Origin of the sequence: Nocardia sp. NPDC019395, from assembly GCF_040632335.1 — a bacterium.
Taxonomy (GTDB): domain Bacteria; phylum Actinomycetota; class Actinomycetes; order Mycobacteriales; family Mycobacteriaceae; genus Nocardia.
Genome location: NZ_JBEYBT010000020.1, coordinates 37,843 through 61,491, shown reverse-complemented (window position 1 = coordinate 61,491; position 23,649 = coordinate 37,843). Strand labels below are relative to the sequence as shown.

Genomic DNA, 23,649 nt, shown 5'->3' with positions numbered 1-23,649 from the left:
CGCGCGCTCGAGGCCACCGCTGATATCACATGCGCGGCCGGTCAGTCCTCTGGTCCGAAGACACGGCGGCGTACTGCCAGCAACTCTAACTCCGGACGGGCCGCGACGTGACGCTCGCATCGATCGAGCACCGTCGTGAGGTGGTCCATTCCGGCCGACACCATCGCGACCCCGAGCAGAGTGCGCCGGTAGCGGTCGTGTTCCCCGGCCTCGGCGGTACTCACCCCGAAACGCTGGAGTTCGGCCAGTACCGGCCGGATCACCGAACGCTTCTCTTTCAGAGAGTGCACATCACCCAGCAGGATGTCGAACTCGAGTGCACCCAGGTACACGCAACCTCCCAGTTATGGCGCCGACGCGACCCCGGGCCCCGCCGGCGAGCGGCGAGCCCCGGGTCTGTCGTGCCGATAGCGATGATCGGGCCGGACGCCCGGTCCGGCCCGTGTCACATCATCAGTCGCGCGGCTTCTCGCGCAACTCGTAGGCCTCGATGATGTCGCCTTCCTTGATATCGGAGTAGGTCAGCGTCATACCGCATTCGAAGCCCTCACGGACCTCCATGGCGTCGTCCTTCTCCCGGCGCAACGAGTTGATCGTCGTGGATTCGGCGACCACCCTGTTGTCGCGGAGCAGACGGGCCTTGGCATTGCGCTTGACCACACCCGAGGACACCATGCAACCGGCGATGAGACCGATCTTCGACGAACGGAAGATCGCCCGGATCTCGGCGCGGCCCAGCTCGACCTCTTCGTAGATCGGCTTGAGCATGCCCTTGAGCGCGCTCTCGATCTCGTCGATGGCCTGGTAGATCACCGAGTAGTACCGGATGTCCACGCCTTCGCGGTTGGCCAGTTCGGTGGCCTTGCCCTCGGCCCGGACGTTGAACCCGATGATGATCGCGTTCGACGCCGACGCCAGGTTGACGTTGGTCTCGGTGACACCACCGACACCACGGTCGATGACCCGCAGGCGCACCTCGTCGTCGATCTCGATCCCGAGCAGTGCCTCTTCCAGCGCCTCGACGGTGCCGGAGTTATCGCCCTTGAGGATGAGGTTCAGCTCGCTGGTTTCCTTCAGCGCGGCATCCAGATCCTCGAGGCTGATCCGCTTACGGCTGCGTGCGGCCAGCGCGTTGCGCTTACGCGCATTACGCCGGTCGGCGATCTGCCGGGCGATCCGGTCCTCGTCGACGACCAGGAGGTTGTCACCGGCGCCCGGTACCGACGTGAAGCCGATGACCTGCACCGGCCGCGACGGCAGTGCCGCCTCGACATCGGCGCCGTGCTCGTCGACCATGCGCCGGACGCGACCGTAGGCGTCGCCCGCCACGATCGAATCGCCGACCCGCAGCGTGCCGCGCTGGATGAGCACCGTGGCGACCGGACCGCGGCCGCGGTCCAGATGCGCCTCGATGGCCACACCCTGGGCGTCCTGTTCCGGATTGGCCCGCAGGTCCAGGGCGGCGTCCGCGGTGAGCAGCACCGCTTCGAGCAGGGCCTCGATATTGATGTTCTCCCTGGCGGAGATATCGACGAACATGGTCTCGCCGCCGTACTCCTCGGCCACCAGGTTGTACTCGGTCAGCTGCTGCCGGATCTTCTCCGGGTTCGCGCCTTCCTTGTCGATCTTGTTCACCGCCACCACGATCGGCACATCGGCCGCCTGGGCGTGATTGATCGCCTCCACCGTCTGCGGCATGACACCGTCGTCGGCGGCGACCACCAGGATCGCGATATCGGTGGCCTTCGCACCACGGGCACGCATGGCGGTGAACGCCTCGTGACCCGGGGTGTCGATGAAGGTGATCAACCGGTCGTCGTCGCCGAGGTGGGTCATCACCTGGTAGGCACCGATGTGCTGGGTGATCCCGCCGGCCTCGCCCTCGCGGACGTTGGCCTTACGGATCGTGTCCAGCAGCCGGGTCTTACCGTGGTCGACGTGGCCCATAACGGTGACCACCGGCGGCCGCTGTTCGAGGTCTTCTTCGCCGCCTTCGTCCTCGCCGTAGGTGAGGTCGAACGATTCCAGCAGCTCGCGGTCCTCGTCCTCGGGGCTCACCACGTGCACGACGTAGTTCATCTCGCCGCCGAGCAGCTCCAGGGTCTCGTCGTTGACCGACTGGGTCGCGGTGACCATTTCACCCAGGTTGAACAACGCCTGTACCAAGGCCGCCGGGTTCGCGTCGATCTTCTCCGCGAAATCGGAGAGCGACGCACCGCGAGCGAGGCGGATCACCTCACCGTTGCCGCGGGGCAGCCGCACGCCGCCGACCGACGGGGCCTGCATCGAATCGTATTCCTGGCGCTTCTGCCGCTTCGACTTACGACCACGCCGAGGCGCGCCACCGGGACGGCCGAAGGCACCGGCCGCGCCACCGCGGCCACCGGGACCACCCGGGCGTCCACCGCCACCGGGACGACCGCGGAAACCGCCACCACCCGCAGGTGCGCCGGTACCTGCGGGTGCGCCACCGCCACCGCGGTAACCGCCGCCGCCACCACCGGGGCGTCCACCGCCACCGGCACCGGGACGGCCGGGACGACCACCGGCCGCCGGGCCGGGCCGGGCCGAACGCTGGGGCATGGCGCCGGGTGTCGGACGGGGCGGCATCGATGCCGGGCTCGGCCGCGGACCGCCGCCGGGGCGGGGACCACCCTGCGCTGCCGCCGGACGCTGACCACCGGGGCCGGGACGCGGTGCGTTCCCGCCGGGACGGGGACCGCCCTGGCCGGGACGCGGGCCACCCTGCGCCGGGCCCGGGCGAGGACCGCCCTGACCCGGTGTGGGGCGCGGACCCGGCTGCGGACGCGGCGTCGGACGCTCACGTTCGGGAGCCGAGGAGAACGGGTTGTTGCCGACCCGGGGAGGTTTGGGACCGGGTTTGGGGCCCGGACGGGCCGGGCTCTGCCCGGGCGCCGGACGCTGCTGGCCCGGACGGGCGGCAGGCGGTGTGGCCGCGGGCGCCTGCGCCGCTTCCCGGGCGGGCGCCGGACCCGGCTTCACGGCGGGACCGGGCCGCGGAGCCGCGGCGGGTTTCGGGCCGGATTCGGGCGCCGGTGCCGGGGTGCTCTCGGCAGCCGGGGCGGGTACGGCGGGACCCGGTTTCGTCGCCGGGGCGGGGGTCCGCGGGCCGGGCCGCGGACCCGGAGCCGCGGGTTTCGCTCCGGTCGCCGGACCGGGACGGGCCGCGGGTTTGGCGCCGTTCGACCGGTCGGATTTCACCGGCGCGGATTTCGCGGCGAACGATTCGCGGAGCCGGCGCGCGACGGGTGCCTCCACCGTCGACGATGCCGACTTCACGAACTCGCCCTGCTCCTTGAGCTTCGCGAGTAGTTCTTTACTCGTGACACCGAGTTCTTTTGCCAACTCGTGCACGCGGGCCTTGCCTGCCACTGCTCTCCTCACTGAGAGGTCGAGCAGTGCCTCCCGCCTGCTGGCGGGGACCCGCACGACCTCGGGTTAACTCCGATGGACGTTCATCGTTGGTACTTCACGGTGTGCTCATGAGTGCTCGTGCCTGTTCTCGAGGTGGTGCTCCAGGGCTGAGATATCCAGATTTCCGGACACTCGTAGTGCTCTGCCGATCGCTCGGCGCCGGACCGCTGCGCTCAGACAAGACGAAAGGGGGTGCAGCCAGGCACCCCGTCCGGGAAGTCTGCGCTGTGGGTCGGGGACGATCACGACAGCCTCCGCACCGTTACCGGTGCCGGGGCCACGCGCCACGATCCGCAGCAGTTCGGCGGCCGGTTCGCGTTTCCGGCATCCGACGCACGTACGTACCGGATAAACCGGGCGCCGGGGCGCCGCGGACTCTCCACGCTCGTGGGCGGAAACCGAAGACTCGGACCGAACCTGACACCACTCTACCGCTGACCGGTCGAAGCCTCCCAACCCCGCCCCCACCGGCGGCTCCACGGGCGGGTCGGCGCGGCGTGTTCGCTGGTCGGAGGGATAGGAGTGCGCGGGGCGCGGTGCGCGCGGAACAGAAGTCAACGGCGCTGGACCTCCGTACGCACCGAACCACCGGTATCCGGGGCGGCATCGCTTCGGATATCGATACGCCAGCCGGTGAGGCGGGCGGCGAGCCGGGCGTTCTGGCCCTCCTTGCCGATGGCCAGCGACAGCTGGAAATCGGGCACGATCACCCGCGCCGCGCGCGCGTCGGGGTCCACGACCGTGACCGAGACCACCTTCGACGGTGACAGCGCGTTACCCACGAAGGTCGCCGGATCCTCCGCGTAGTCGATGATGTCGATCTTCTCCCCCGCCAGTTCGCTCATCACATTGCGCACCCGCTGCCCCATCGGGCCGATACAGGCACCCTTGGCGTTGACCCCGGACACCGTGGAGCGCACCGCGATCTTGGACCGGTGCCCGGCCTCCCGGGCCACCGCGACGATCTCCACCGACCCGTCCGCTATCTCCGGTACCTCCAGCGCGAACAGGCGCCGGACCAGATTGGGATGGGTGCGGGAAAGGGTGATCTGCGGCCCCCGCGGACCGCGTGACACACCGACCACATAGCACTTGATCCGGTCGCCGTGTTCGTAGTTCTCCCCGGGCACCTGTTCCGCCGACGGGATCAGCCCTTCGGCGCCGTGCAGTTCGCTGCCGATCCGCACCACCACGGTGCCGCGGGCGTTGGCACGCGCGTCGCGCTGCACCACCCCGCCCACGATATCGCCCTCGTGCGTCGAGAATTCGCCGAACGATTTCTCGTTCTCCGCATCGCGCAGCCGCTGTAGCACCACCTGACGGGCGGTCGTGGCGGCGATCCGGCCGAACCCTTCGGGGGTGTCGTCCCATTCGGAGATCACCTGGCCGTCGGCGTCGAGTTCGGTGGCCAGCACCCGCACGAGGCCGGTCCGCTGGTCGATTTCGACCCGGGCGTTGGGCTGATGCCCCTCGGTGTGCTTGTAGGCGGTGAGCAGAGCCGTTTCGATCGCGGAGATCACGGTCTCGATCGAGATCCCCTTATCCGCGACGATGGCGCGCAGGGCTTCGATTTCGATATTCATTCCATGGTCCCTTCGGTCGAATCGGACGCGGCGACGGTGGTTCCGGTTGGTTCCGCGGCGTCCGCTCCCGCGGGTGGGCGGCCGGAGGCGACTCCCCCGGTGAGTTCGAGTTCACGCGCGCTCGGCGGAGCGAATTCCACTTCCACCACAGCGCGTTCGATATCCCCCAATCCGACAGTGACCAGGCGCGGTGCGCGCTTACCCCCGAGCACCAGCGCAATATTGTCACCGTCGAGCGCGCCGACCCGGGCCTCGAACGAGCCCGGCAGCCCGGGTTCGGGTGCCGCGATACCCGGCCGCAGCACAACCCGGACCTTCCGCCCCCGCGCCCGGCGCCAGTGCCGGTCGGCGGTGAGTGGACGGTCGACTCCGGGAGTGGTCACCTCGAGCAGGTACCGGAAGGTACCGAACTCGTCGTCCGCTTCGTCCAGGCATTCCGACACCCGTGAGCTGAGTTCGGCGATACTGTCGAGGTCCGCGGTGTCGTCACTGTCCACGATCACTCGCACCCGGGTCTGCCCCGCCGCGGTGGACACCTCGACACCCTCGAGATCGAATCCTCGACCGGCGACGAGTCCGGCGACGAGCCGGCTCACCCTTTCCTCGGTCGGCATCGGCATATGGGCAGCTCCTGGTTCAGTTTTTACGCGGACGGAAGTTTCTGTGCCGGTGATCCAGCGTAACGCGCGCCGAGAAGGTAGAGGTCCAGCGGTCCGCGGTAAGTTCCACCGGAGGATGCCAGGCCCGGGGCGTTATCGCGAATCTGGCACGATGTCCCGGTGACCCAGAGTGTTACCGACCGGCCCGGCCCGGGGTGTCCCCGCGGACCCGCCGGCACGGGGGACGACCGCACACCCCTAGGCCTGAATCGCCGTGCGGCACTTCGGGTCGCGGGCGGCGGCGCGGTGGGGCTGCTCGCCCTGCCCACCCTGATCTCGTGCGCCGAGGACCCCATCACCGAACCCGACGTGCTCGCCGCCCAGGAGTTCTCCGCCCGTACCGACGCGGCCGCCGCCCGCGCCGCGATCACGATCGACCCCGCGCGCACCACCGCGCTGACCACCGTGGCCGCCGAACGCACGGCCCACGCCGACGCACTGCGCGCGGAGATCGATCGGGCGATCGGTGTGTACGGCGACGGGACGACACCGGCCGTGCAAACCCCGGCCCCTACGACCACACCGGCACCCGCCGAACCACCGAGTATCGACGGCCTGCGTGCCCAGCTCACCTCGTCACAGCGCGCGGCGGCCGATCTGGCAGTCGGCCAGTCCGGGTATCGCGCGGGCCTGCTCGCCTCGATCAGCGCCGCGTGCGCGGTACAGGCGGGGGTGCTGCTGGCATGAGTGAGTCAGGCCCGGAGGCGGCAGCGAAGCGAAACCACGAAGGGCCCGCACTCATGCCCAATGGACACAGCATGAGTGAGTCAGGCCCGGAGGCGGCAGCATGAGTGGAACAGAACAGCAGGCGTTGCACGACGCCCTCGCGGCCGAATACGCCGCCGTCTACGCCTACGGCCTCATCGCCGCCCACGCGGGCGCCGGCCAGAGCCGGACCGTCGGACAGTACACCGCCGAACACCGAGCGCGGCGGGATGCGACCGTTGACGCCCTGACCGGCAAGGGCGGAACCGCGCCCCCACCCGATCCCGCCTATACAGTGCCGATACCGGTATCCGATCCGGATACCGCGGCGCAACTGGCGATCGTGGTCGAAACGGATACCGCGGTGGCGTGGCGCGCGGTGGTCGAGCGCGCCGAGACCGAAACCACCCGCCGTACCGCGATCGACGCGCTCACCGAATGCGCCGGACGCCGGGCGGTCTGGCAGGGGATACGCGGCATCGAGCCGGCCACCACCGCGTTTCCCGGTCAGCCCTGAGCCGGGACGAGCGCCGGCCCGGTTCCGGTCATCCGGGACGGCCGGTGGACGCCTGATCGTCCGGTCGCGGCCGGGGGAAGACGGTTTCGCCGCCGCCCGCGGTGCGCCCCCGGGACCACGGGGCGCTACCGCGCGGTGGCCTTTCCTGCGGTGTCAGCGAACCCCCGAGCCCCCCGGGCATCCCCGGCATATAGGGCATCGAGGAGCCGCCGCCGCTGTTCCACGGCGTACTGCCGGGCTGCTGACCTCGCCCCGGGTCGGAACCATCGGCCTGCGACCACGGAGTCTGGCCGCCCGGCCCGGACGATTCCGCTCCGGGGTCCGGCGACGAAGCTCCGGTGGCCGGATCGGGTGCGCCGCCGGGCGAGGACTGCGGTTCGCGCGGGGCGGCCGGCGCCGCGGGAAGATCGGAAGCCGGACGGTTCGGGGTTTCCTCCCGTTCGGCGGTTGCCGGGGCTCCGCCCGTCTCGGGCCGCTCGCCGCCGGGGTGCCCGGTCCCTGCCGCGCGCTCGGCGTCCGCCGGCGCGGCCGGCTCCGGCCCCACATCGCCGGTCCGACCCGGCCCGGGCGGCACCGCAGGTTCCGGTGCCGGGCTCCCGTTACGCTCCGGTCCCGCTGCCGCGGCCGGCTCGGGTCCCGGCGGAGTGGACAGGCCGGCGCGTGGGGTATCGTGTGCCGCCGCAACGGTTTCGGCTCCGCCGACAGTGCGCGGTACCTCCGGTGCCTGGATTCGCCGGGCCCCTTCGATATCGGCCTGGGTCAACAGTGCGATCGATTGCGCACCGCCGGCCACTCCCCGCACATCGCGGCGCATCACCTGGCCCGCTGTCTCGCCCACTATGCCGAGCCGGGTGGCCAATTGCCCGGTGACCGAGTCCACGGTCGCACCGTCGGCAACAGAACCACCATCCTCGGTCATCGGCATGCCTCCACCATGTAGCTGCTGGTCAGGTGTGACGGTATGACGGTCGCAGCCCGGCCGGGTGGCGACGGCCGGCCCGCGGCACGCGTCCGGACACCCACTCGACACCGTGACACGCCATCCTTCCGCCGCACCCCGCGCGTTATTGCCGCGGCTGGGAAGACAAGGCGCACCCTGCGCCTATCGGTCGTAGGACGCCACGCCGACCGGCCCGGTACCGAGGCACAGCTGCGCCCCGGGCGTGCGGTTCCCGACCAGTAGCGCCGAACCACTGCCGACGATCCGTACGAACACCGTGTGCATCCCGGCCCGCACCGGTACCGCGACCTTCGCGCCGCTCTCGAAACCCACCGTGATCTGTGCGTCCCGATCGGCGAAGTAGTTGAGTTGCGCAGTCCATTCGTGAGCGATCATCGGACCGTCCAGCGCGACCCGCACAGGTACGGGGCCCTCGATCCGATAACCGCAACCGGGCTCCGGGCCGGGCAGCACTACACGGTTCCACCACACCCGGGCATCCGCGAACTCGCCCTCGTCGGTGATCATGCGCAAGCGCTCCGTGGAATCGGCGAAGGCACCCGGCGGGGCGACCGACGACAGCACCCGGCTCGCCTCGTTCTGCGGATAGGCGGTCGGGTTCAGCACGCTCCAGGGCACCTCCTGTCCCAGCAGCGGTGTCCCGTCCCACCGGGCGAATTCCGATTTCACGTTTGTCACATAGGTTTTCGTCGGCCCTTCCGACCAGCTCCGGGTGAACGTGTACGTCGACCACAAACTGCTCGCCGTGAACAGCACGACCAGGAGCGCCGCCGGGAAAAGGCCCCAGCGGGCGCTACGACGCTCACGGTTGCCCTCGGGGCGACGCCGGAGGAAGGCGCGCAGCAGGAGCGCACCCGCGATGGTGAGCACGACCGCGGCGTCGGCCAGATAGCGCAGCGACATCGTGAGTTCGTCGACAGTGTTGGGCCCGGCGCGCATCAGCACGACCGGTATCTGCACCACCGGCAGGTACACCACCACCGCGGCCCACACCGGCCAGACCACCGGCCGGGCCCTGATCGTCGCGACCACCACCGCCGCCAGCAGACCCCACGCCACCCAGGCCGCCCAGCCGGGTGCGACGGCCCACGGTGTCGACGGCACCCACCGTTCCCAGCCCCACGGCCCACCGAGCAACGCGGTGACCACCCCGGCCCAGGCCGCGCCCGGCAACATATGCGCCAGATCTCCGCTGTCGCCGTGGCTGCCCGAAATCCCCGCCACCGCGTAGTAGACCAGCGCCCAGCAACTCAGCACCGCACCCGCACCGGCCCACAGCACCGCGCCACGCCGCAGTACCGCCCGCAGCGCGAACCCGCGGCCGTCGACGTGCCGCCGCAGCACCACCACGGCGAACGCGACGAACGGAACGACGGCGGCCTTCTCGAAGAACAACAGGCCCACGGCCACCAGCACGACGCCGGATATCGCATACCGGCGCCGCCCGGTGCGGTCGAGCAGTACCGCGTCCGCGGCGACCCAGGCGAGCACGATCTGCAGCGGCAGCGCGTTCAGCGCCGCCGACCACCAGGCGAACGCGGGCAGCGTCAGCGGGCAGAACAGGTAGCAGGCCAGCGGCACCAGCAGCGCCCGCCGGGGCCCGAGCAGGACGAGCAGTAACCGCAGCACCGCGACCGCCGCGACCGCCTGCAAGAGCAGGATCACCGCCGCCGTAGCACCCCATTCGAGCGGCGCGACCGCGTTGACCAGCCACGAGACCGCGAATGCCAAGGGCATGACGTGTCCGTCGTGATCAGGGAACAGCAAGGCGCCGGACAGCAGCGGATGGCTGCCGTCGCGCCCGGCCAGGATGAGATCGTCCCAGTAGAAGTAGCCGTTCGCCAGGACCCAGCCGCGCACCACCAGCTGTAGCAGGATCAGGCCTGCCGCGACGGCCAGCACCTTGCGGCCGGGAACCCGCCGCCAGCGGCGGAGCACCCCGGACAGCCGGCCGGACCCCGGCCGGACAGCGGATATCCCGGTGCCGTGGGTATCGGGGATAGACGTGCGCTCCGGCGCGGAGACCGGAGCGCTTCCCATACCGACCCACCCTACAAGTGGGCGGCCCGGGCCGAACCCCTATCGGCCACGACGGGCCCGGGATCAACCATCCGGTCCGCGCCGGAGACCGGTCAGAACTGACCGGCCTGCGGGTAGCCCGCCCAGCCGCCCATCGGGTGGAAGCCCGTTGGATTGCGGAGCCCCTGCCATCGGCAGATACGCCGGGTACCACGTGGGATTACGCGGTGGCACCGCAGCCGCGTGGGCGCCCTAGGTGGCGGATATCGGCAGGCGAATGCCGAAATCTCACTTTTCCGGCGATGGGTACGGAGCGCTGATCGTGACCCCCCATTTCGTTCATATCCGAACCTTCATGAGATCAGGGGCCCAGCGGCGAACTACCGCTCGGTGTCGGTGTTGCCGGCGGTTTCCGTGCCGAGGTCGTATTCGCTCAGATCGACGGCATCGGTCCGTTCGTCCCCGATATCGAGCAGCTGTGCGACAGCGTCGGAATCGCCGTGCGCGGCGCGCTCCCGCAGTTCGGACAGGTTCGGCTCACGCGGGCCGGACCGGTCGGGCTCATACATTCAGCGCAACCTTCCCTGGTGTAGGCGACGAGCCACCGGCTCGCCCGCTCCGGTTCCCGAGCTTAGGCGTGTCGGTGGATCGCCGCCGAATCCGCGGGCGATCGCACTCGGTCAGGCCGGGACCGTCAGACCGGGGCCGGTGTACATCGGCAGGTCACCGGTTGTTCGGATACCCGGTTCGGCGGCCACGACGGCAGGTATGGCGTTGACCACCCGGCCGACGCCGGCCAGGATCGCGGCGTAGTTGTGGTCGCCGCGGCGGCTCGACGGGCTGATATCGACGGCGTACGAGGGTTCACCGGTGACCTCCACCCGATAGGACCCCCCGGCCTGCGCGGGGCGTGCCCAGTCCGGCCGCAGATCGTCGCGCAACCGGGTGATGTGTTCGACGACGATGGCCGGATGTCCGGCCACGTGGCCGGTGATCTCGAACCGCAGCGCCGCCTGGCTGCCCTTGGGGACCTCGCCCACGGCGACCTCGAAGCTCTCCGGCGCGGGTTCGCGTTCGTAGCTCTCGGTGATCTCGTCCATCTGCACGCCGAGCCCCGCCGCCAGCGCGCGCATCCCCGGCCCCCAGGCGATACCGAGCACACCCGGTTGCAGCAGCATCGGGGTTTCGTCGAGGGGTTTGCCGAACCCCATCACGTCGAACATTACCGTGGATCCGTCGTAGGTCGCGTAGTCGGCGATTTCCAGACAGCGCACCTGTTCGACCCGCTGGCAGGTGGAGGCCAAGGCGAAGGGGACCAGGTCGTTGACGAATCCCGGATCCACTCCGTTGACGAACAGACTGGCCCGGCCTGCCGCGGCCGCCGCCTCCACCTCGGCGAAGAATTTCGGCGGCAGCGTCCCCCACGGGTACATCAGCAGGCCGGGCGAGGTCCCGACCACATTCACCCCGGCCGCCAGGAACCGCTGGACGTCGCCCATCGCCTCCACCAACCGGACATCACCCATCGCGCAGTACACGGCACAATCGGGCCCGGTGGCCAGCAACTGCTCGATATCCGCGACCGCCGTGATCCCGGTGGTGACATCCAGCCCGGCGAGCTCCCCCGCGTCCACACCGACCTTCTCCGGGGTGGAGACGCCCACACCGACGAGTTCGAACCGTGGATCGGTGATGAGCTGGGTCAGGGCGATCCGGCCGGCGTTACCGGTGCCGACGAGGACGACGCGAAGGGCCATTACTTCTCCTAGATACGGGGATTCATGCGGTGAAATCACAGCTCCACCGCGGTCTTCCAGCTCCGAACACTGTTCCGGAACACTGTCTAGAACGTGTTCCAGTTTCATGGTAGCGTCACCGCCATGGGACGTGTAGACGGCAAAGTCGCCCTGATCAGTGGCGGCGCACGGGGTATGGGTGCGGCCCATGCGAAGCTGCTGGTGGCCGAGGGCGCACAGGTTGTGATCGGCGATGTACTCCACGACGAGGGCAAGGCGCTCGCCGCGGAGATCGGCGCCGCCGCACGCTACGTCCCGCTCGACGTCACCGAACCGGAGCAGTGGGATACCGCCGTCGCCACCGCCACCGCCGAATTCGGCAAACTCGATGTGCTGGTCAACAATGCCGGCATCGTCAACGGCGCCCCGCTACAGAAGCTCTCGCTGGAGAAGTTCCGGGCGGTCCTCGACGTCAATCTGGTCGGCACCTTCCTCGGTATGCGCGCCGCGGTCGAGCCGATGATCGCCGCAGGCGGCGGTTCGATCATCAACGTCTCCTCCATCGAAGGACTGCGCGGCGCCCCGTTCGCCCACGGCTACGTGGCTTCCAAATGGGGTGTGCGCGGCCTGGCGAAATCGGCGGCGCTCGAGCTGGCGCCGCACGGCATCCGGGTCAACTCCGTGCACCCCGGCCTGATCCGCACCCCGATGACCGAGGGCATCCCCGACGATCTGGTGACGATCCCGATGGGCCGCCCCGCCGAATCCGCCGAGGTCGCCACCTTCATCCTGTTCCTCGCCAGCGACGAATCCTCCTACGCCACCGGCAGCGAGTTCGTGGTCGACGGCGGACTTGTCACGGGCGTGCCGCACAAGTAGCACACCGCACCAAAAGCGCTGCGATAAACGCGCAAGCAGCCTTACACAACGGCACCGCCCCCCAGCAACACCTGCAACGGGTAGCTGATCGCTGCGCGTCACCGTCCAGCTCGAGGGAATCGAGTGCCCTGCGGCCGGCAAAAGGCATGGCTTGCGGCATTCAGTTCCGTCTCCTGGATCGGTTCGGCTCCGAACCGATCATGCGCGGACGCCACCCGAAGGAGCCGGGTTCCAGCGCTGAACGCACCGTGCAGGCATTTCTTCGCCATATCTTTCGGCCGGGCGCTGGATATCGGCTCGTGCCGCAGCCTTTCGCCGCCGCGGCCGGACTCCGGCATCGGGTACACCGTGCCGGATACCGTTCGCGATGTGCACGCCGATCGCGAACTCACGAAGGAAACGGACCAATCCGGGCACTCCTCCTTGCATGACAACCTCCACTACACAGATCTGTAAAGTCCCGATGGGTATACGATAGGTACACAGATCTGTGAATGCAAGGGAGATGTGTATGTCCACCACCGCGCACGACGCGGAAGCCCCACTGACGCCGGCCGCACAGCGCATCCTCGATACCGCGGCCGAACTCTTCTACACCCGTGGTATCCACGCGGTCGGCGTCGATACGATCGCCGCGGAATCGGGCGTGACCAAACGGACCCTCTACGATCGCTTCGGCTCGAAAGACGGGCTCCTGGTCACCTATCTCGAACAGCGCGACCGGCGCTGGCGCACACTCATCGAAACCCGCCTCGCCGAACGCAGCGATCCGATCGACCGGGTACTGACCCCGTTCGACGTACTCCCCGAGTGGCTTCCGGACAACAGCAGAGGCTGCAGTTTCATCAATGCCTTCGCCGAACTCCCCGAACCCGATCACCCGGGCAGACAGGTGATCGTCGCCGAGAAGAAATGGCTGTACGACCTGTTCGATCGGTTGCTCACCGAGGCCGGAGCCGCCGACCACGCCACCGTCGCGGTCCAGCTCCTGAGCCTGCACGAGGGCGCGATCGTCAGCTATTCCATCACCGAGCAGCGGGACGCCGCCGTGGCTGTCCGCGCCGCTGCCGAACAATTGACGCAACGAGCAACGGGGCACTGAGCGCGTGGCTCACCGGCAACCCGAGGAGCCCGCGAACAGTCGGAGCAGTCAGTGCGGCGGTCCCGGCGGATAGGGGCCCGGCGAGCCCGGCGCAGCGTAGGGCGGAGCAGCCGGAAAAGGGTGTGGATAACCGGAGTACGACCCCAGCGGCGGCGAAACCGCCAGCCACCGGCTCGTGGCAGGCAACAGGCAGAGCGTGAAAACCAGCACCGCCGACACCAGAACCAGCAATCCGATCACAGCTGAGACGAAATATCCGATCGATAGACCGGATACGATCTCGGCAAAGCTCCCGATCGCGACGGTCGCGGACGCAACGGTCAGCATGATCCGGCCCACAGCCTTGCGCCCGATCAGCAGGATACCCGCCACCAGACACAACACAGCGAGAAGCGTCTGGACGGTAGACAGCAACCAGAGAGCGCCGGTGAGTAGACCTATCGGGAGTACGTGAAGCAATCCGTCGAGCGTGGCCGCCCCGACCGGAGCCACACCGAACACAGTGGCGAGCACAGCCAGCATGAGGATGACGGCGAGAACAATGCCCAGACAGCCCGCGGCTTTCCCCGTACCCCCGCCCGGACGCCGGTCGGACACCGGCCCGGCGAACGCCGGGCCACCCGCCATCGGCGGGGCCGTCGGAAAGTGCGCCGGATACCCGGATGGCATCGAGGCAGGTTGTGACGCCTCGAAAGGTGGATATTGCGGGCCGCCCCCGTAATTCGGCTGTCCGGGCGGTAGGTATGGTGTGCTGATCGTCGCCCCCCTTGGTCGGGTCCGAACACTACCCGACCCGGGGAGACCTCGCACGGGCCGAAGTACGGGCTGTCAGCCCCGGATTCGGGAGATCACCGTCGAGACAGCCGAATCGGCCGGGATTTCCAGGGTCTCGCCGCTGAACCGGTCACGCAGCTCGACCTTGCCCTCGGCCCAGCCACGGCCGATCACCAGTACATATGGCATACCGAGGAGTTCGGCGTCCTTGAACTTCACGCCCGGCGAGGCGGTCCGGTCGTCGAAGAGCACATCGAGGCCCTGGGCGTCCAATTCGGATACAACCTGTTCGGCGCCCGCCCGCGCGGCGTCGTCCTTGTTGGCGATTACGACGTGCACGTCGTAGGGCGCCACCTCGGACGGCCAGCGCAGGCCTTTGTCGTCGTGCTGCTGCTCGGCGATGACCGCGACCATACGAGAGACACCGACCCCGTACGAGCCCATGACGAGCCGCACCGGTTTACCGTTCTCCCCGAGAACATCGACCTCGAAGGCATCGGTGTACTTGTAGCCGAGCTGGAAGATATGGCCGATCTCGATACCGCGCGCCGAGACCAGCGGGCCGCGGCCGTCGGGTGAGAGATCTCCGTCGCGGACCTGCGCGGCCTCGATGGTGCCGTCCGGGGTGAAATCGCGACCGGCGACGAGGCCGACAAAATGTTTGCCGGGCGCATCGGCACCGGTGATCCAGGAGGTCCCGGTGCCCACCCGGGGATCGACCAGGTAGCGGACACCGTTGGCCTGCAGTCCCTTCGGGCCGATATAGCCCTTGATCAGGAAGGGGTTCTCGGCGAAATCGGCCTCGGTGAGCAGTTCGACCTCGGCGGGCTCCACCGAGGCGCCGAGCCGTTTATCGTCGACTTCCCGGTCTCCCGGCACGCCGATACCGACGATCTCGGTCTTCCCGTCGGGATGCCGCAGTTTCACCATGACATTCTTCAGCGTGTCCGCGGCCGTGACCGGACGGCCGAGCAGGTCCGCGATCCCGGCGGAGTTGGCCCAGTCGACGAGCGTCGCGATGGTGGGCGTATCCGGCGTGTCGTGCACGACCGCCTCGGGCTGCCCGTCGAGGGGCAGCGGTTCGGGGGCCGGGGTGATCACAGCCTCCACATTCGCCGCGTAGCCGGATTCCCGGCAGACGACGTAGGTGTCCTCACCGACCGGGCTGTCGGCCAGGAACTCTTCCGAGGCGCTACCGCCCATCGCACCGGAGGTGGCGGCCACGATCACATACTTCACGCCGAACCGGTCGAAAATTCGCTGGTAGGCCTCGCGGTGCGCGGTGTAGCTCGCTTTCAGGCCGGCCTCGTCGAGGTCGAAGGAGTAGGAGTCCTTCATGATGAATTCGCGGCCGCGCAGGATACCGGCGCGGGGGCGTTCCTCGTCGCGGTACTTGGCCTGGATCTGGTAGAGGGTGACCGGCAGATCCTTGTACGAGTTGTACTCACCCTTCACGGTGAGCGCGAACAACTCCTCATGGGTGGGGCCGAGCGCCATATCGGCGCCCTTGCGGTCCTGCAGGCGGAAGAGACTGTCGCCGTACTCGGTCCAGCGGTTGGTGGTCTCATAGGGGTCGCGGGGCAGCAGTGCCGGTAGCGAGATCTCCTGCGCGCCGATGGCGTTCATCTCCTCGCGCACCACCTCCTCCACCTTGTGCAGTACCCGCAGGCCCAGCGGCAGCCACGAGTACACACCCGGCGCGACCCGGCGCACATAGCCGGCGCGCACCAGCAGTTTGTGGCTGGGCACCTCGGCGTCGGCGGGGTCGTCGCGCAACGTACGGAGGAAGAGGCGGGAGAGGCGGGTGATCACGGTTGCTCAGCGTAGCCCCTGCCCGATCGCGGCCGACACCCTATTCCCCGCCGGGCTCGGGGGGCGGGTCGCCGCCGGTCGGGACCGGTTTCGGGGCAATTTCACTCGCACGATCTGCATAACTTTATGGACACTGTTAGATAACTATTCCATATACATACATGAACTTCTCTTTGCGGATTCATTGCGGCGCCGAGAGTCAGCACCGGGCGCTACTAAAGTTTTGCCCACCGGGATTTCCTGAGCATTTCCTGAGCAAACTGAAAATGGTCGCTGACCTGTGTGCATCCAGCGCCGATATCGACACGGGACGAGCTGTGTCAGCGCCCCGTGGAAAGGTCGGCCGTGATGGGAACCAAGAACTCAAGGGCGCGCGCAATCGCACTCCTCGCCGGAGCGGTGCTGACAGCGGGGACGCTGGCCGGGTGCACCAAGACCGATACGGCGGCGAGCGGGGAACTGCTGCAGTCCCTGAAGGACAAGGGTGCGGTCACCGTCGGATTCGCCGGCGAGGCGCCCTACTCGTTCGAGGAGAACGGTCAGCTCACCGGCGCGACGGTCGCCCTGCACCGGGAGATCTTCCGCAATCTCGGGATCGAGACGGTCGACGGCGTGCAGACCGATTTCGGCGCCCTGATCCCCGGCCTGCAGGCGCAGCGCTTCGACGCGGTGAGCGCGGGGATGTCGATCCTGCCGGCCCGGTGCGAACAGGCCGCCTTCAGCGAACCCGAGTTCATGTACACCACCGCGCTGATGGTGAAGAAGGGGAATCCGCTCGGGCTCACCGATATGCAGTCGATCAAGGACAAAGGCGCGAAGATGGCGTCGATGACCGGCGCCATCGAATCCGATTACGCTTCGTCGCTGGGTATCGAGGCCACCCAGGTCGGCACTCCCCAGGACGGTATGGACGCCGTGACCTCGGGCCGCTCCGATGTTTTCGCCCTCACCGCGATCTCACTGAACTGGCTGGCCGACCACAACCCCGACGCACCGGTGGAGGTCACCAAGTCCTTCGTGGCCGAGATCGACGGGAAACCACAGATCGGCGCGGGCGGTACGGTTTTCCGTACCGATGACAAGGATCTGCTCGACGCCTACAACGCGGAGCTGCGCAAGATCACCTCGGATAAGGACAAGTACCTCTCGATCGTCGGTGATTTCGGTTTCACCGAGGCGGAACTGCCCGATCCGGAGCTGACCACCGCCAAGCTGTGCGCGGGCGATATCTGATCGTGCCGGCCCATAATTCGACAGCGGCGCCGAACCTTCCCGGCCTGCCGGGGCCGGGAGGGGGACGCGTCCGGTGAACGATCTCGACGCCCTGACCGACGCACTGCCCGGTATCCGCGCAGGCATCGTGATCACCCTCGAACTCACCGCCGGCGGTGCACTATTGGCCTTCGTCCTCGCGCTGGCGCTGGGAACGACGGCCCGGGCACACAGCCTGGTGGTGCGCGGGCCCGCCCGGGTGCTGATCGAGTTCTTCCGGGGGACCTCGCTGCTGGTCCAGATCTTCTGGCTGTTCTATGTATTGCCGCTGCTGGGCTACCAGCTCGATCCCGTGTTCTGCGGAATTCTGGCCCTCGGCCTGAATTACGGCGCCTACGGTGCGGAAGTGGTTCGCGGAGCGCTCAACTCGGTGCCGAAAGCGCAGGCCGAGGCGGCGGTGGCACTGGGATTCAGTCCCTGGCAGCGGCTGCGCCGGGTGCTGTTCCCGCAGGCCTGGGCGCTGATGCTGCCACCGTTGGCCAACCTGCTGGTGCATCTGCTGAAGGGCACCGCGGTGGCCTCCTACATCACTCTGCAGGATCTGACATTCGAAATCGGAAAACTGCGGCAGAGCACGGGCGATACGCTGTTCGCCTTCGGTATCGGCCTGCTGATCTATTTCGTGATCGCGTATCTGCTCTCGCTGGGGATGAATCTGCTGGAAGCACGAGCCAAGCACAAACTGGGGCGCGGCCCCTCCATGCGCGAAGTACTGCGCCTGGCCCCCGACAGATCACTGGGCACGGTAGCGGGCGGGCAGAAGGTGGCACCATGATCCGCCTCCACTCCGCCCTGCGCGGACCGCAGCTACCCGTCGCGAGGGAGGCGCTATGAGCGTGGAATGGAGTTGGGAGCGGGCCGGCGAGGCGCTACCGGTGTTGTGGGACGGTTTCGAGATCACACTGCTGGCGACGGTGATCGGTTTCGTGATCGCCGCGGTGCTCGGGCTCGTCGTCGCGATCATCCGGCGTTCGTTCCCCCGCTGGATCTCCGTACCGGTGCACGCGGTGAGCGAATTCATCCGGTTCACCCCACTGGTGGTGCAACTGCTCTTCGCCTACGCGCTGCTCCCGCAGTTCTCGGCCCTGCAGATCGGGATCGTGGTACTCGGTATCCACTACGCCGGCTATCTCGCCGAGGTGTACCGGGCCGGAATCGAATCGGTGCCGCCGGGCCAGTGGGAGGCCGCGCGGGCGCTGTCGCTGCCCCCGGTGCGCACCTGGCGGGCGGTGATCCTGCCGCAGGCGATCCGGGCCAGTGTGCCCGCCCTCGGCACCAACGCGGTGTCGATGTTCAAGGACACCCCGTTCCTGTTCGCCATCACCGTGGTCGAACTCGTGACCGCCGCACAGCAATTCGGCGCACGCCACTACGCATATCTCGAGGCGATGACCCTCGCCGGTGTGTTCTTCCTGGTGGCCAGCTATCCGACCTCGGTGCTGATCAGAAGACTGGAGAAGCGACTTGCCTACTACTGACCCGGAACCCGGCGCGCAGCCCGGCGCGGCCGCCGCGACCGGAGCCGGCGGCGAGACCGGACGGCCGATGATCGAATTCGACGGTGTCGTCAAACGCTTCGGCGGCCTGACGGTGCTCGACCAACTCGATTTCACCGTCCGGCGCGGCGAGAAGGTGACCCTGATCGGCCCGTCCGGTTCCGGGAAGACCACCATCCTGCGCCTGCTGATGACCCTGGAAAGCGTCAGCGAGGGGATGATCCGGGTCGACGGTGGGCCCCTCACTCATGAGCAACGCGGCGGCAAACTCGTACCAGCCCGGGAGAAACACCTCCGGGAGGTGCGTAAGCAGGTCGGGATGGTGTTCCAGCAGTTCAATCTGTTCCCCAATATGAACGTTCTGGAGAACATCACCGAGGCGCCCATCCACGTCCTGGGCAGATCCCGCGGCGAAGCGAACCGGCGCGCGCTGGATCTGCTCGAGATGGTCGGACTGTCGGACAAGGCGAAGGCGCATCCGTCGCAGTTGTCGGGCGGCCAGCAGCAGCGGGTGGCGATCGCGCGCTGCTGTGCCATGGACCCCAAGATCATGCTGCTCGACGAGGTCACCTCCGCGCTCGACCCGGAACTGGTCGGCGGCGTGCTCGACGTCCTGCGTGAACTCGCGGAGACCACCGATATCACCATGCTCATCGTCACGCACGAGATGGGTTTCGCCCGCGATGTCTCCGATCGGGTCCTGATGTTCGATCACGGCCGGATCCTCGAGGAGGGCCCGCCGGATCAGATCTTCAACGCACCCGTTCACGAACGCACCCGGGAGTTCCTCGAAGCCGTGCGCTGAACGGTCGGCGGAGCCGGGTTCCGGGCCGGTGTGTACCCGGTTCCCCGGAGCCCCCGCCGGCCCGGAACCCACGCCCACCTGATTTCCGGTGTGCCGGGGAGAAGGCGCCCGCCCACCGGTGATTCCACGGCATACGCGGGCGACCGGTACCGTAACCGCTCGTGCTGGTGCTGTTGCCCCCTTCCGAAACCAAATCCGACGGCGGTCACGGCGGCCCGCTCGACCTGGATGCGCTGGCTTTCGAATCGCTCACGGGGATCCGTGACGAGCTGGTCGACGAGCTGGTGAAACTGGCCGGCGATCCGGACGCGGCCCGCGTAGCGCTCGGCCTCGGTAAGAACGCCGAACCCGAGCTGGCGCGCAATGCCGCCTTGCGCAGCTCGCCCACCCTTCCCGCCCTGGAGCGCTACACCGGCGTCCTCTACGACGCACTGGGCGCCGCGGCGTTCACCCGGGCGCAGCGCGCCAAGGCCGAGGCGCGGCTCGCAATCGGTTCGGCGCTGTTCGGCGTGGTCCGGGCGGGCGATCCGATCCCGACCTACCGGCTGTCGGGCGGATCGAAATTGCCCGGCCGCCCGACGCTGGCCGCGGTCTGGCGGGACAGTCTGGGACCGGCGTTGAGCGAGGCGACCGCCGGTGAACTGGTGGTGGATCTGCGATCGGGCACCTACCAGCAGCTCGGCCGGGTCCCGGGCGCTGTTACGGCGACGGTGCTCACCGAACACGACGACGGGTCCCGCACGGTGGTCAGCCACTTCAACAAGCACCACAAGGGTCTGCTGGCCCGGGCACTGGTAATGACCCGGGCCGAACCCACCGATGTGCGCGCTCTCGCCCGGATCGCCCGGAAGGCGGGGCTGCGCACCGAAGTCGCCTCTGAGACCGAACTCGTCGTCCTCACCTGATCGACGCGGCCGGGCGACGTCCATCCACGTACTGCCGGAGCGGATGCGGCGGCACAGCGGATCGGCCCCGGACAACGGGCGAGGTCGCGGGTGGCTGCGGCGATCCGGGCCCCGGGACGTAGGCTCGCACCTTGTGCCGAACACGTCAGCCGATACCGACAACCTGTCCGCCGGGGATTCGAACTACCTGGTCGGACTCGATCTGAACGGACGGCGAGCCGTCGTCATCGGAGGCGGCACCGTGGCACAGCGGCGACTGGGGCTGCTCATCGCCTCCGGCGCCGCCGTGGAAGTGATCACCAGAGAGGCCACACCCGCCGTCGAGGGTATGGCCACCGGTGGGCAGATATCGCTCACACTGCGCGATTACACCGACGGCGACCTCGACGGCGCCTGGTACGCGATCGCCTGCACCGACGAACCGGAGACCAATGCCGCCGTCGTCGCCGAGGCGACGCGGCGCCGGATCTTCTGTGTTCGCGCCGATCACGCGCAATCGGGTACCGCGGTCACTCCGGCGACCGCCCGCTACGACGGTATGACGCTGGGCGTGCTCGCGGGCGGACGGCATCGCCGTTCCGCTGCCGTGCGCACCGCCGTGCTGGAGGCACTGCAGTCGGGTGTCGTGACCGACGACGCGACCCCGATGGCGCCGGGGGTCGCGCTGGTCGGCGGTGGCCCGGGCGACCCGGATCTGATCACCGTGCGGGGCCGGCGACTGCTGGCCCGCGCCGACCTGGTGGTTGCCGACAGGCTTGCCCCGCCGGAACTCCTGGCGGAACTCGGTCCGGATGTGGAGGTCGTGGACGCGGCCAAGATTCCGTACGGGCGCGCGATGGCGCAGGACGCGATCAACGCGACGCTCGTCGACGGTGCGCGGGCGGGCAAGTTCGTGGTCCGGCTCAAGGGCGGCGACCCCTATGTGTTCGGACGCGGGTACGAGGAACTCGAGGCCTGTGTGGACGCCGGTGTTCCGGTGACCGTGGTCCCGGGCGTCACGAGTCCGATCTCGGTACCGGCGGCCGCCGGTATCCCGGTCACCCACCGGGGCGTGACACATGAGTTCGTGGTGGTCAGCGGGCATATCCCGCCGGACCATCCGGATTCGCTGGTCGATTGGCCCGCCCTGGCGCGCCTGCGCGGCACTCTCGTCCTCATGATGGCGGTGGAGCGGATAGCGCAGTTCGCGGCCGTGTTGCGCGAGGGGGGCCGCCCGGCCGATACCCCGGCGACGGTGATCCAGGAGGGCACGTTGCGTGGCCAGCGGATCCTGCGGGCGACGCTCGCCGACGTCGCCGAACGCGTCCGCGAAGAGGGCATCCGGCCCCCCGCGATCGTTGTGATCGGGCCCACGGCCGGGTTCACCGCCGCCCCGGTCGCCGGTACTACCGGTCGGTTACAGTGACCCACTGTGCTCGATAACCCCCCAGCTGTGCAGTATCCCGTGACGAAGCGAGCCTTCGGCCTCGCCATTCTCGTGCTGAGCGGTTTGCAGTTGATGGTGGTGCTGGACGGCACCGTGGTGATCCTCGCCCTGCCCCGGCTGCAGGAGGAAATGGGCCTGTCCAGTTCGGGTAGCGCCTGGACCATCACCGCTTATGGTCTGCCCTTCGCGGGCCTGATGCTGCTCGGCGGCCGGATCGGCGATTCTTTCGGCCGCCGGCGCATGTTCGTACTCGGTGTCGGCTTGTTCACGCTGGCTTCGATGCTGTGCGGCCTGGCGCAGAGCGAGCAGATGCTGGTCGCCGCGCGCGCCTTCCAGGGCACCGGCGCCGCACTCGCCGCCCCCACCGCATTCGCGCTGGTCGCGAGCACATTCGCCCCGGGGAAGGTCCGTAACCAGGCCTTCGCCATCTTCGGGTCGATGGTCGCGCTGGGCTCGGTCGGCGGGCTGGTGATCGGCGGCGCGCTCACGGAAGCGAGCTGGCGGTGGATCTTCCTGATCAATGTGCCGATCGGCGCGCTCATCGTGATCGGCGCGCTGTTCGCGCTCCGCGATACCGACCATCACCGTCTCACCCTGGATGTCCGCGGCGCGTTCCTCGGCACCCTGGCGTGCGCCCTGATCGTCTGGGGCGCCACGGAGGGACCGGAACTCGGCTGGAGTGATCCGCTGGTCTACGGCACCCTGATCGCGGGCGCGGTACTGCTTCCGGTTTTCGTCTTCGCGGAGCGTTCGGTGGACAACCCGCTGCTGCCGTGGACCCTGTTCGACAGCCGCGACCGTGTCGCCACCTTCGTGGTGATCCTGCTCGCCAGCGGCATACTGGGCGCCACCACCTATTTCGCGGGCTTGTTCGTGCAGAACGTGGTGGGCTACAGCCCGCTGGTGGCCGGTATATCGTTCATCCCGTTCACCGTCGGCGTCGGCGTCGGCAGCGCGCTCGCCACCCGGTTGGCGCTGCATATCGCGCCCCGCTGGCTGCTGGTGGGCGCGGCCGTGGTGCTGGTGGCCGGGCTGGGTTACGGCTCGACACTGGACGGTGGCGTCGGCTACTGGACCACCCTGCTGCCGCTGTTCCTGGTGATCGGTTTCGGTATCGGAATCGCCATGGTGCTGATACCGCTGTGCGTTCTGGTCGGGGTCCCGCCGGACGAGATCGGCCCGCTGTCGGCGATCGGCCAGATGTTCCTGAACCTCGGCACCCCCATCGCCATCGGCGTCCTCACCCCGCTGGCCGCCTCCCGGACCCTGTCCGAGGGCGGCACCAACGGCAAACCCGCCCAGATGACCCCGGCCGAGATCACCGCCCTCGGCGACGGGTACACCCTGGCCATGTTCGTGGCCGCGTGCGGCGCGCTGCTCGTCGGCCTGATCGCGCTTACTTTGCGCTACACTGCCGCCGAGGTAGCCCGAGCCCAGCACGCCCAGGACGAAGCCCAGGCCGCCTGACCCGCGACCACGGAATACCCGCCCGGTGAGTGGGTGCCGGATCACGCTGCCCAGCAGTCGCTTTCAGCACCCGCATATTCGACCGCGGCGGGGCCG

At 68.6% G+C, this 23,649-nt stretch carries 21 protein-coding genes and 1 pseudogene; 11 read left to right on the top strand and 11 right to left on the bottom strand.

Annotated elements, in window-relative coordinates; translation table 11 throughout:
• Positions 1 to 41 precede the first annotated feature (41 nt).
• From ABZ827_RS27715 to rimP, 5 genes and pseudogenes are all read right to left on the bottom strand, one after another.
• Positions 42 to 332, bottom strand: a complete 291-nt coding sequence (locus ABZ827_RS27715) for a DUF503 domain-containing protein (protein ID WP_357242685.1) — start codon at positions 330 to 332, stop codon at positions 42 to 44.
• A gap of 121 nt (positions 333 to 453) precedes the next feature.
• Positions 454 to 3,393, bottom strand: coding sequence for a translation initiation factor IF-2 (gene infB, locus ABZ827_RS27710; RefSeq protein WP_357242682.1), 2,940 nt, complete (start codon positions 3,391 to 3,393; stop codon positions 454 to 456).
• Positions 3,394 to 3,501: 108 nt separating this feature from the next.
• Positions 3,502 to 3,783, bottom strand: a pseudogene (locus tag ABZ827_RS27705) (YlxR family protein); the annotation flags it as partial.
• A 206-nt stretch (positions 3,784 to 3,989) separates the two neighbouring features.
• Positions 3,990 to 5,018: a transcription termination factor NusA gene (nusA, locus tag ABZ827_RS27700; protein ID WP_357242679.1), complete on the bottom strand. Its 1,029-nt coding sequence runs from the start codon at positions 5,016 to 5,018 to the stop codon at positions 3,990 to 3,992.
• Entirely contained in the window at positions 5,015 to 5,638 is a 624-nt protein-coding gene (gene rimP / locus ABZ827_RS27695; protein ID WP_357242676.1) for a ribosome maturation factor RimP, read from the bottom strand. The genes nusA and rimP overlap by 4 nt, the downstream gene beginning before the upstream one ends.
• 159 nt (positions 5,639 to 5,797) lie before the next feature.
• On the opposite strand from rimP, the gene ABZ827_RS27690 reads away from it, so the two are divergent.
• Together ABZ827_RS27690 and ABZ827_RS27685 are read left to right on the top strand one after the other, a co-directional pair.
• Entirely contained in the window at positions 5,798 to 6,364 is a 567-nt protein-coding gene (locus ABZ827_RS27690; protein WP_357242673.1) for a hypothetical protein, read from the top strand.
• A 100-nt stretch (positions 6,365 to 6,464) separates the two neighbouring features.
• Entirely contained in the window at positions 6,465 to 6,899 is a 435-nt protein-coding gene (locus ABZ827_RS27685; RefSeq protein WP_357242671.1) for a ferritin-like domain-containing protein, read from the top strand.
• Positions 6,900 to 6,927: 28 nt separating this feature from the next.
• Here ABZ827_RS27685 and ABZ827_RS27680 read toward each other — a convergent pair whose 3' ends face one another.
• The 4 genes from ABZ827_RS27680 to ABZ827_RS27665 all read right to left on the bottom strand — a co-directional run bounded on the left by ABZ827_RS27680 (position 6,928) and on the right by ABZ827_RS27665 (position 11,636).
• Entirely contained in the window at positions 6,928 to 7,824 is an 897-nt protein-coding gene (locus ABZ827_RS27680) for a hypothetical protein (RefSeq protein ID WP_357242668.1), read from the bottom strand.
• Positions 7,825 to 8,001: 177 nt separating this feature from the next.
• Positions 8,002 to 9,900, bottom strand: a complete 1,899-nt coding sequence (locus ABZ827_RS27675) for a hypothetical protein (RefSeq protein WP_357242665.1) — start codon at positions 9,898 to 9,900, stop codon at positions 8,002 to 8,004.
• A 359-nt stretch (positions 9,901 to 10,259) separates the two neighbouring features.
• Positions 10,260 to 10,448 (bottom strand): hypothetical protein, encoded by a 189-nt coding sequence (locus tag ABZ827_RS27670; RefSeq protein WP_357242662.1) that lies wholly within the window; start codon positions 10,446 to 10,448, stop codon positions 10,260 to 10,262.
• Positions 10,449 to 10,559: 111 nt separating this feature from the next.
• A complete protein-coding gene (locus ABZ827_RS27665; protein WP_357242660.1) occupies positions 10,560 to 11,636 on the bottom strand; it encodes a diacylglycerol kinase in 1,077 nt (358 codons plus the stop codon).
• Between the two features lie 123 nt (positions 11,637 to 11,759).
• Here ABZ827_RS27665 and ABZ827_RS27660 point away from each other — a divergent pair, with 123 nt between their 5' ends.
• Together ABZ827_RS27660 and ABZ827_RS27655 are read left to right on the top strand one after the other, a co-directional pair.
• Positions 11,760 to 12,494, top strand: coding sequence for a glucose 1-dehydrogenase (locus ABZ827_RS27660; RefSeq protein WP_357242657.1), 735 nt, complete (start codon positions 11,760 to 11,762; stop codon positions 12,492 to 12,494).
• Between the two features lie 511 nt (positions 12,495 to 13,005).
• Entirely contained in the window at positions 13,006 to 13,596 is a 591-nt protein-coding gene (locus tag ABZ827_RS27655) for a TetR/AcrR family transcriptional regulator (protein ID WP_357242654.1), read from the top strand.
• Positions 13,597 to 13,644: 48 nt separating this feature from the next.
• Here the strand turns inward: ABZ827_RS27655 and ABZ827_RS27650 are convergent, their stop codons facing one another.
• Positions 13,645 to 14,265: a hypothetical protein gene (locus tag ABZ827_RS27650; protein WP_357242651.1), complete on the bottom strand. Its 621-nt coding sequence runs from the start codon at positions 14,263 to 14,265 to the stop codon at positions 13,645 to 13,647.
• A 159-nt stretch (positions 14,266 to 14,424) separates the two neighbouring features.
• The gene (locus tag ABZ827_RS27645) at positions 14,425 to 16,182 is read right to left on the bottom strand and encodes a proline--tRNA ligase (RefSeq protein WP_357242648.1); all 1,758 of its coding nucleotides are present in this window, start codon (positions 16,180 to 16,182) and stop codon (positions 14,425 to 14,427) included.
• Positions 16,183 to 16,530: 348 nt separating this feature from the next.
• On the opposite strand from ABZ827_RS27645, the gene ehuB reads away from it, so the two are divergent.
• The 7 genes from ehuB to ABZ827_RS27610 all read left to right on the top strand — a co-directional run bounded on the left by ehuB (position 16,531) and on the right by ABZ827_RS27610 (position 23,553).
• A complete protein-coding gene (ehuB, locus tag ABZ827_RS27640) occupies positions 16,531 to 17,415 on the top strand; it encodes an ectoine/hydroxyectoine ABC transporter substrate-binding protein EhuB (protein WP_357242645.1) in 885 nt (294 codons plus the stop codon).
• Between the two features lie 73 nt (positions 17,416 to 17,488).
• Complete coding sequence (ehuC, locus tag ABZ827_RS27635) at positions 17,489 to 18,229, top strand: ectoine/hydroxyectoine ABC transporter permease subunit EhuC (protein WP_357242642.1); 741 nt, start codon at positions 17,489 to 17,491, stop codon at positions 18,227 to 18,229.
• A 55-nt stretch (positions 18,230 to 18,284) separates the two neighbouring features.
• Positions 18,285 to 18,932 (top strand): ectoine/hydroxyectoine ABC transporter permease subunit EhuD, encoded by a 648-nt coding sequence (gene ehuD, locus ABZ827_RS27630; RefSeq protein WP_357242639.1) that lies wholly within the window; start codon positions 18,285 to 18,287, stop codon positions 18,930 to 18,932.
• Between the two features lie 67 nt (positions 18,933 to 18,999).
• Positions 19,000 to 19,755 (top strand): ectoine/hydroxyectoine ABC transporter ATP-binding protein EhuA, encoded by a 756-nt coding sequence (gene ehuA / locus ABZ827_RS27625; protein ID WP_357242759.1) that lies wholly within the window; start codon positions 19,000 to 19,002, stop codon positions 19,753 to 19,755.
• Positions 19,756 to 19,916: 161 nt separating this feature from the next.
• Positions 19,917 to 20,660 (top strand): peroxide stress protein YaaA, encoded by a 744-nt coding sequence (yaaA, locus tag ABZ827_RS27620; protein ID WP_357242636.1) that lies wholly within the window; start codon positions 19,917 to 19,919, stop codon positions 20,658 to 20,660.
• Positions 20,661 to 20,793: 133 nt separating this feature from the next.
• Complete coding sequence (gene cobA, locus ABZ827_RS27615) at positions 20,794 to 22,065, top strand: uroporphyrinogen-III C-methyltransferase (RefSeq protein WP_357242633.1); 1,272 nt, start codon at positions 20,794 to 20,796, stop codon at positions 22,063 to 22,065.
• Between the two features lie 39 nt (positions 22,066 to 22,104).
• Positions 22,105 to 23,553: an MFS transporter gene (locus ABZ827_RS27610; RefSeq protein ID WP_357242630.1), complete on the top strand. Its 1,449-nt coding sequence runs from the start codon at positions 22,105 to 22,107 to the stop codon at positions 23,551 to 23,553.
• The last annotated feature ends 96 nt before the right edge of the window (positions 23,554 to 23,649 follow it).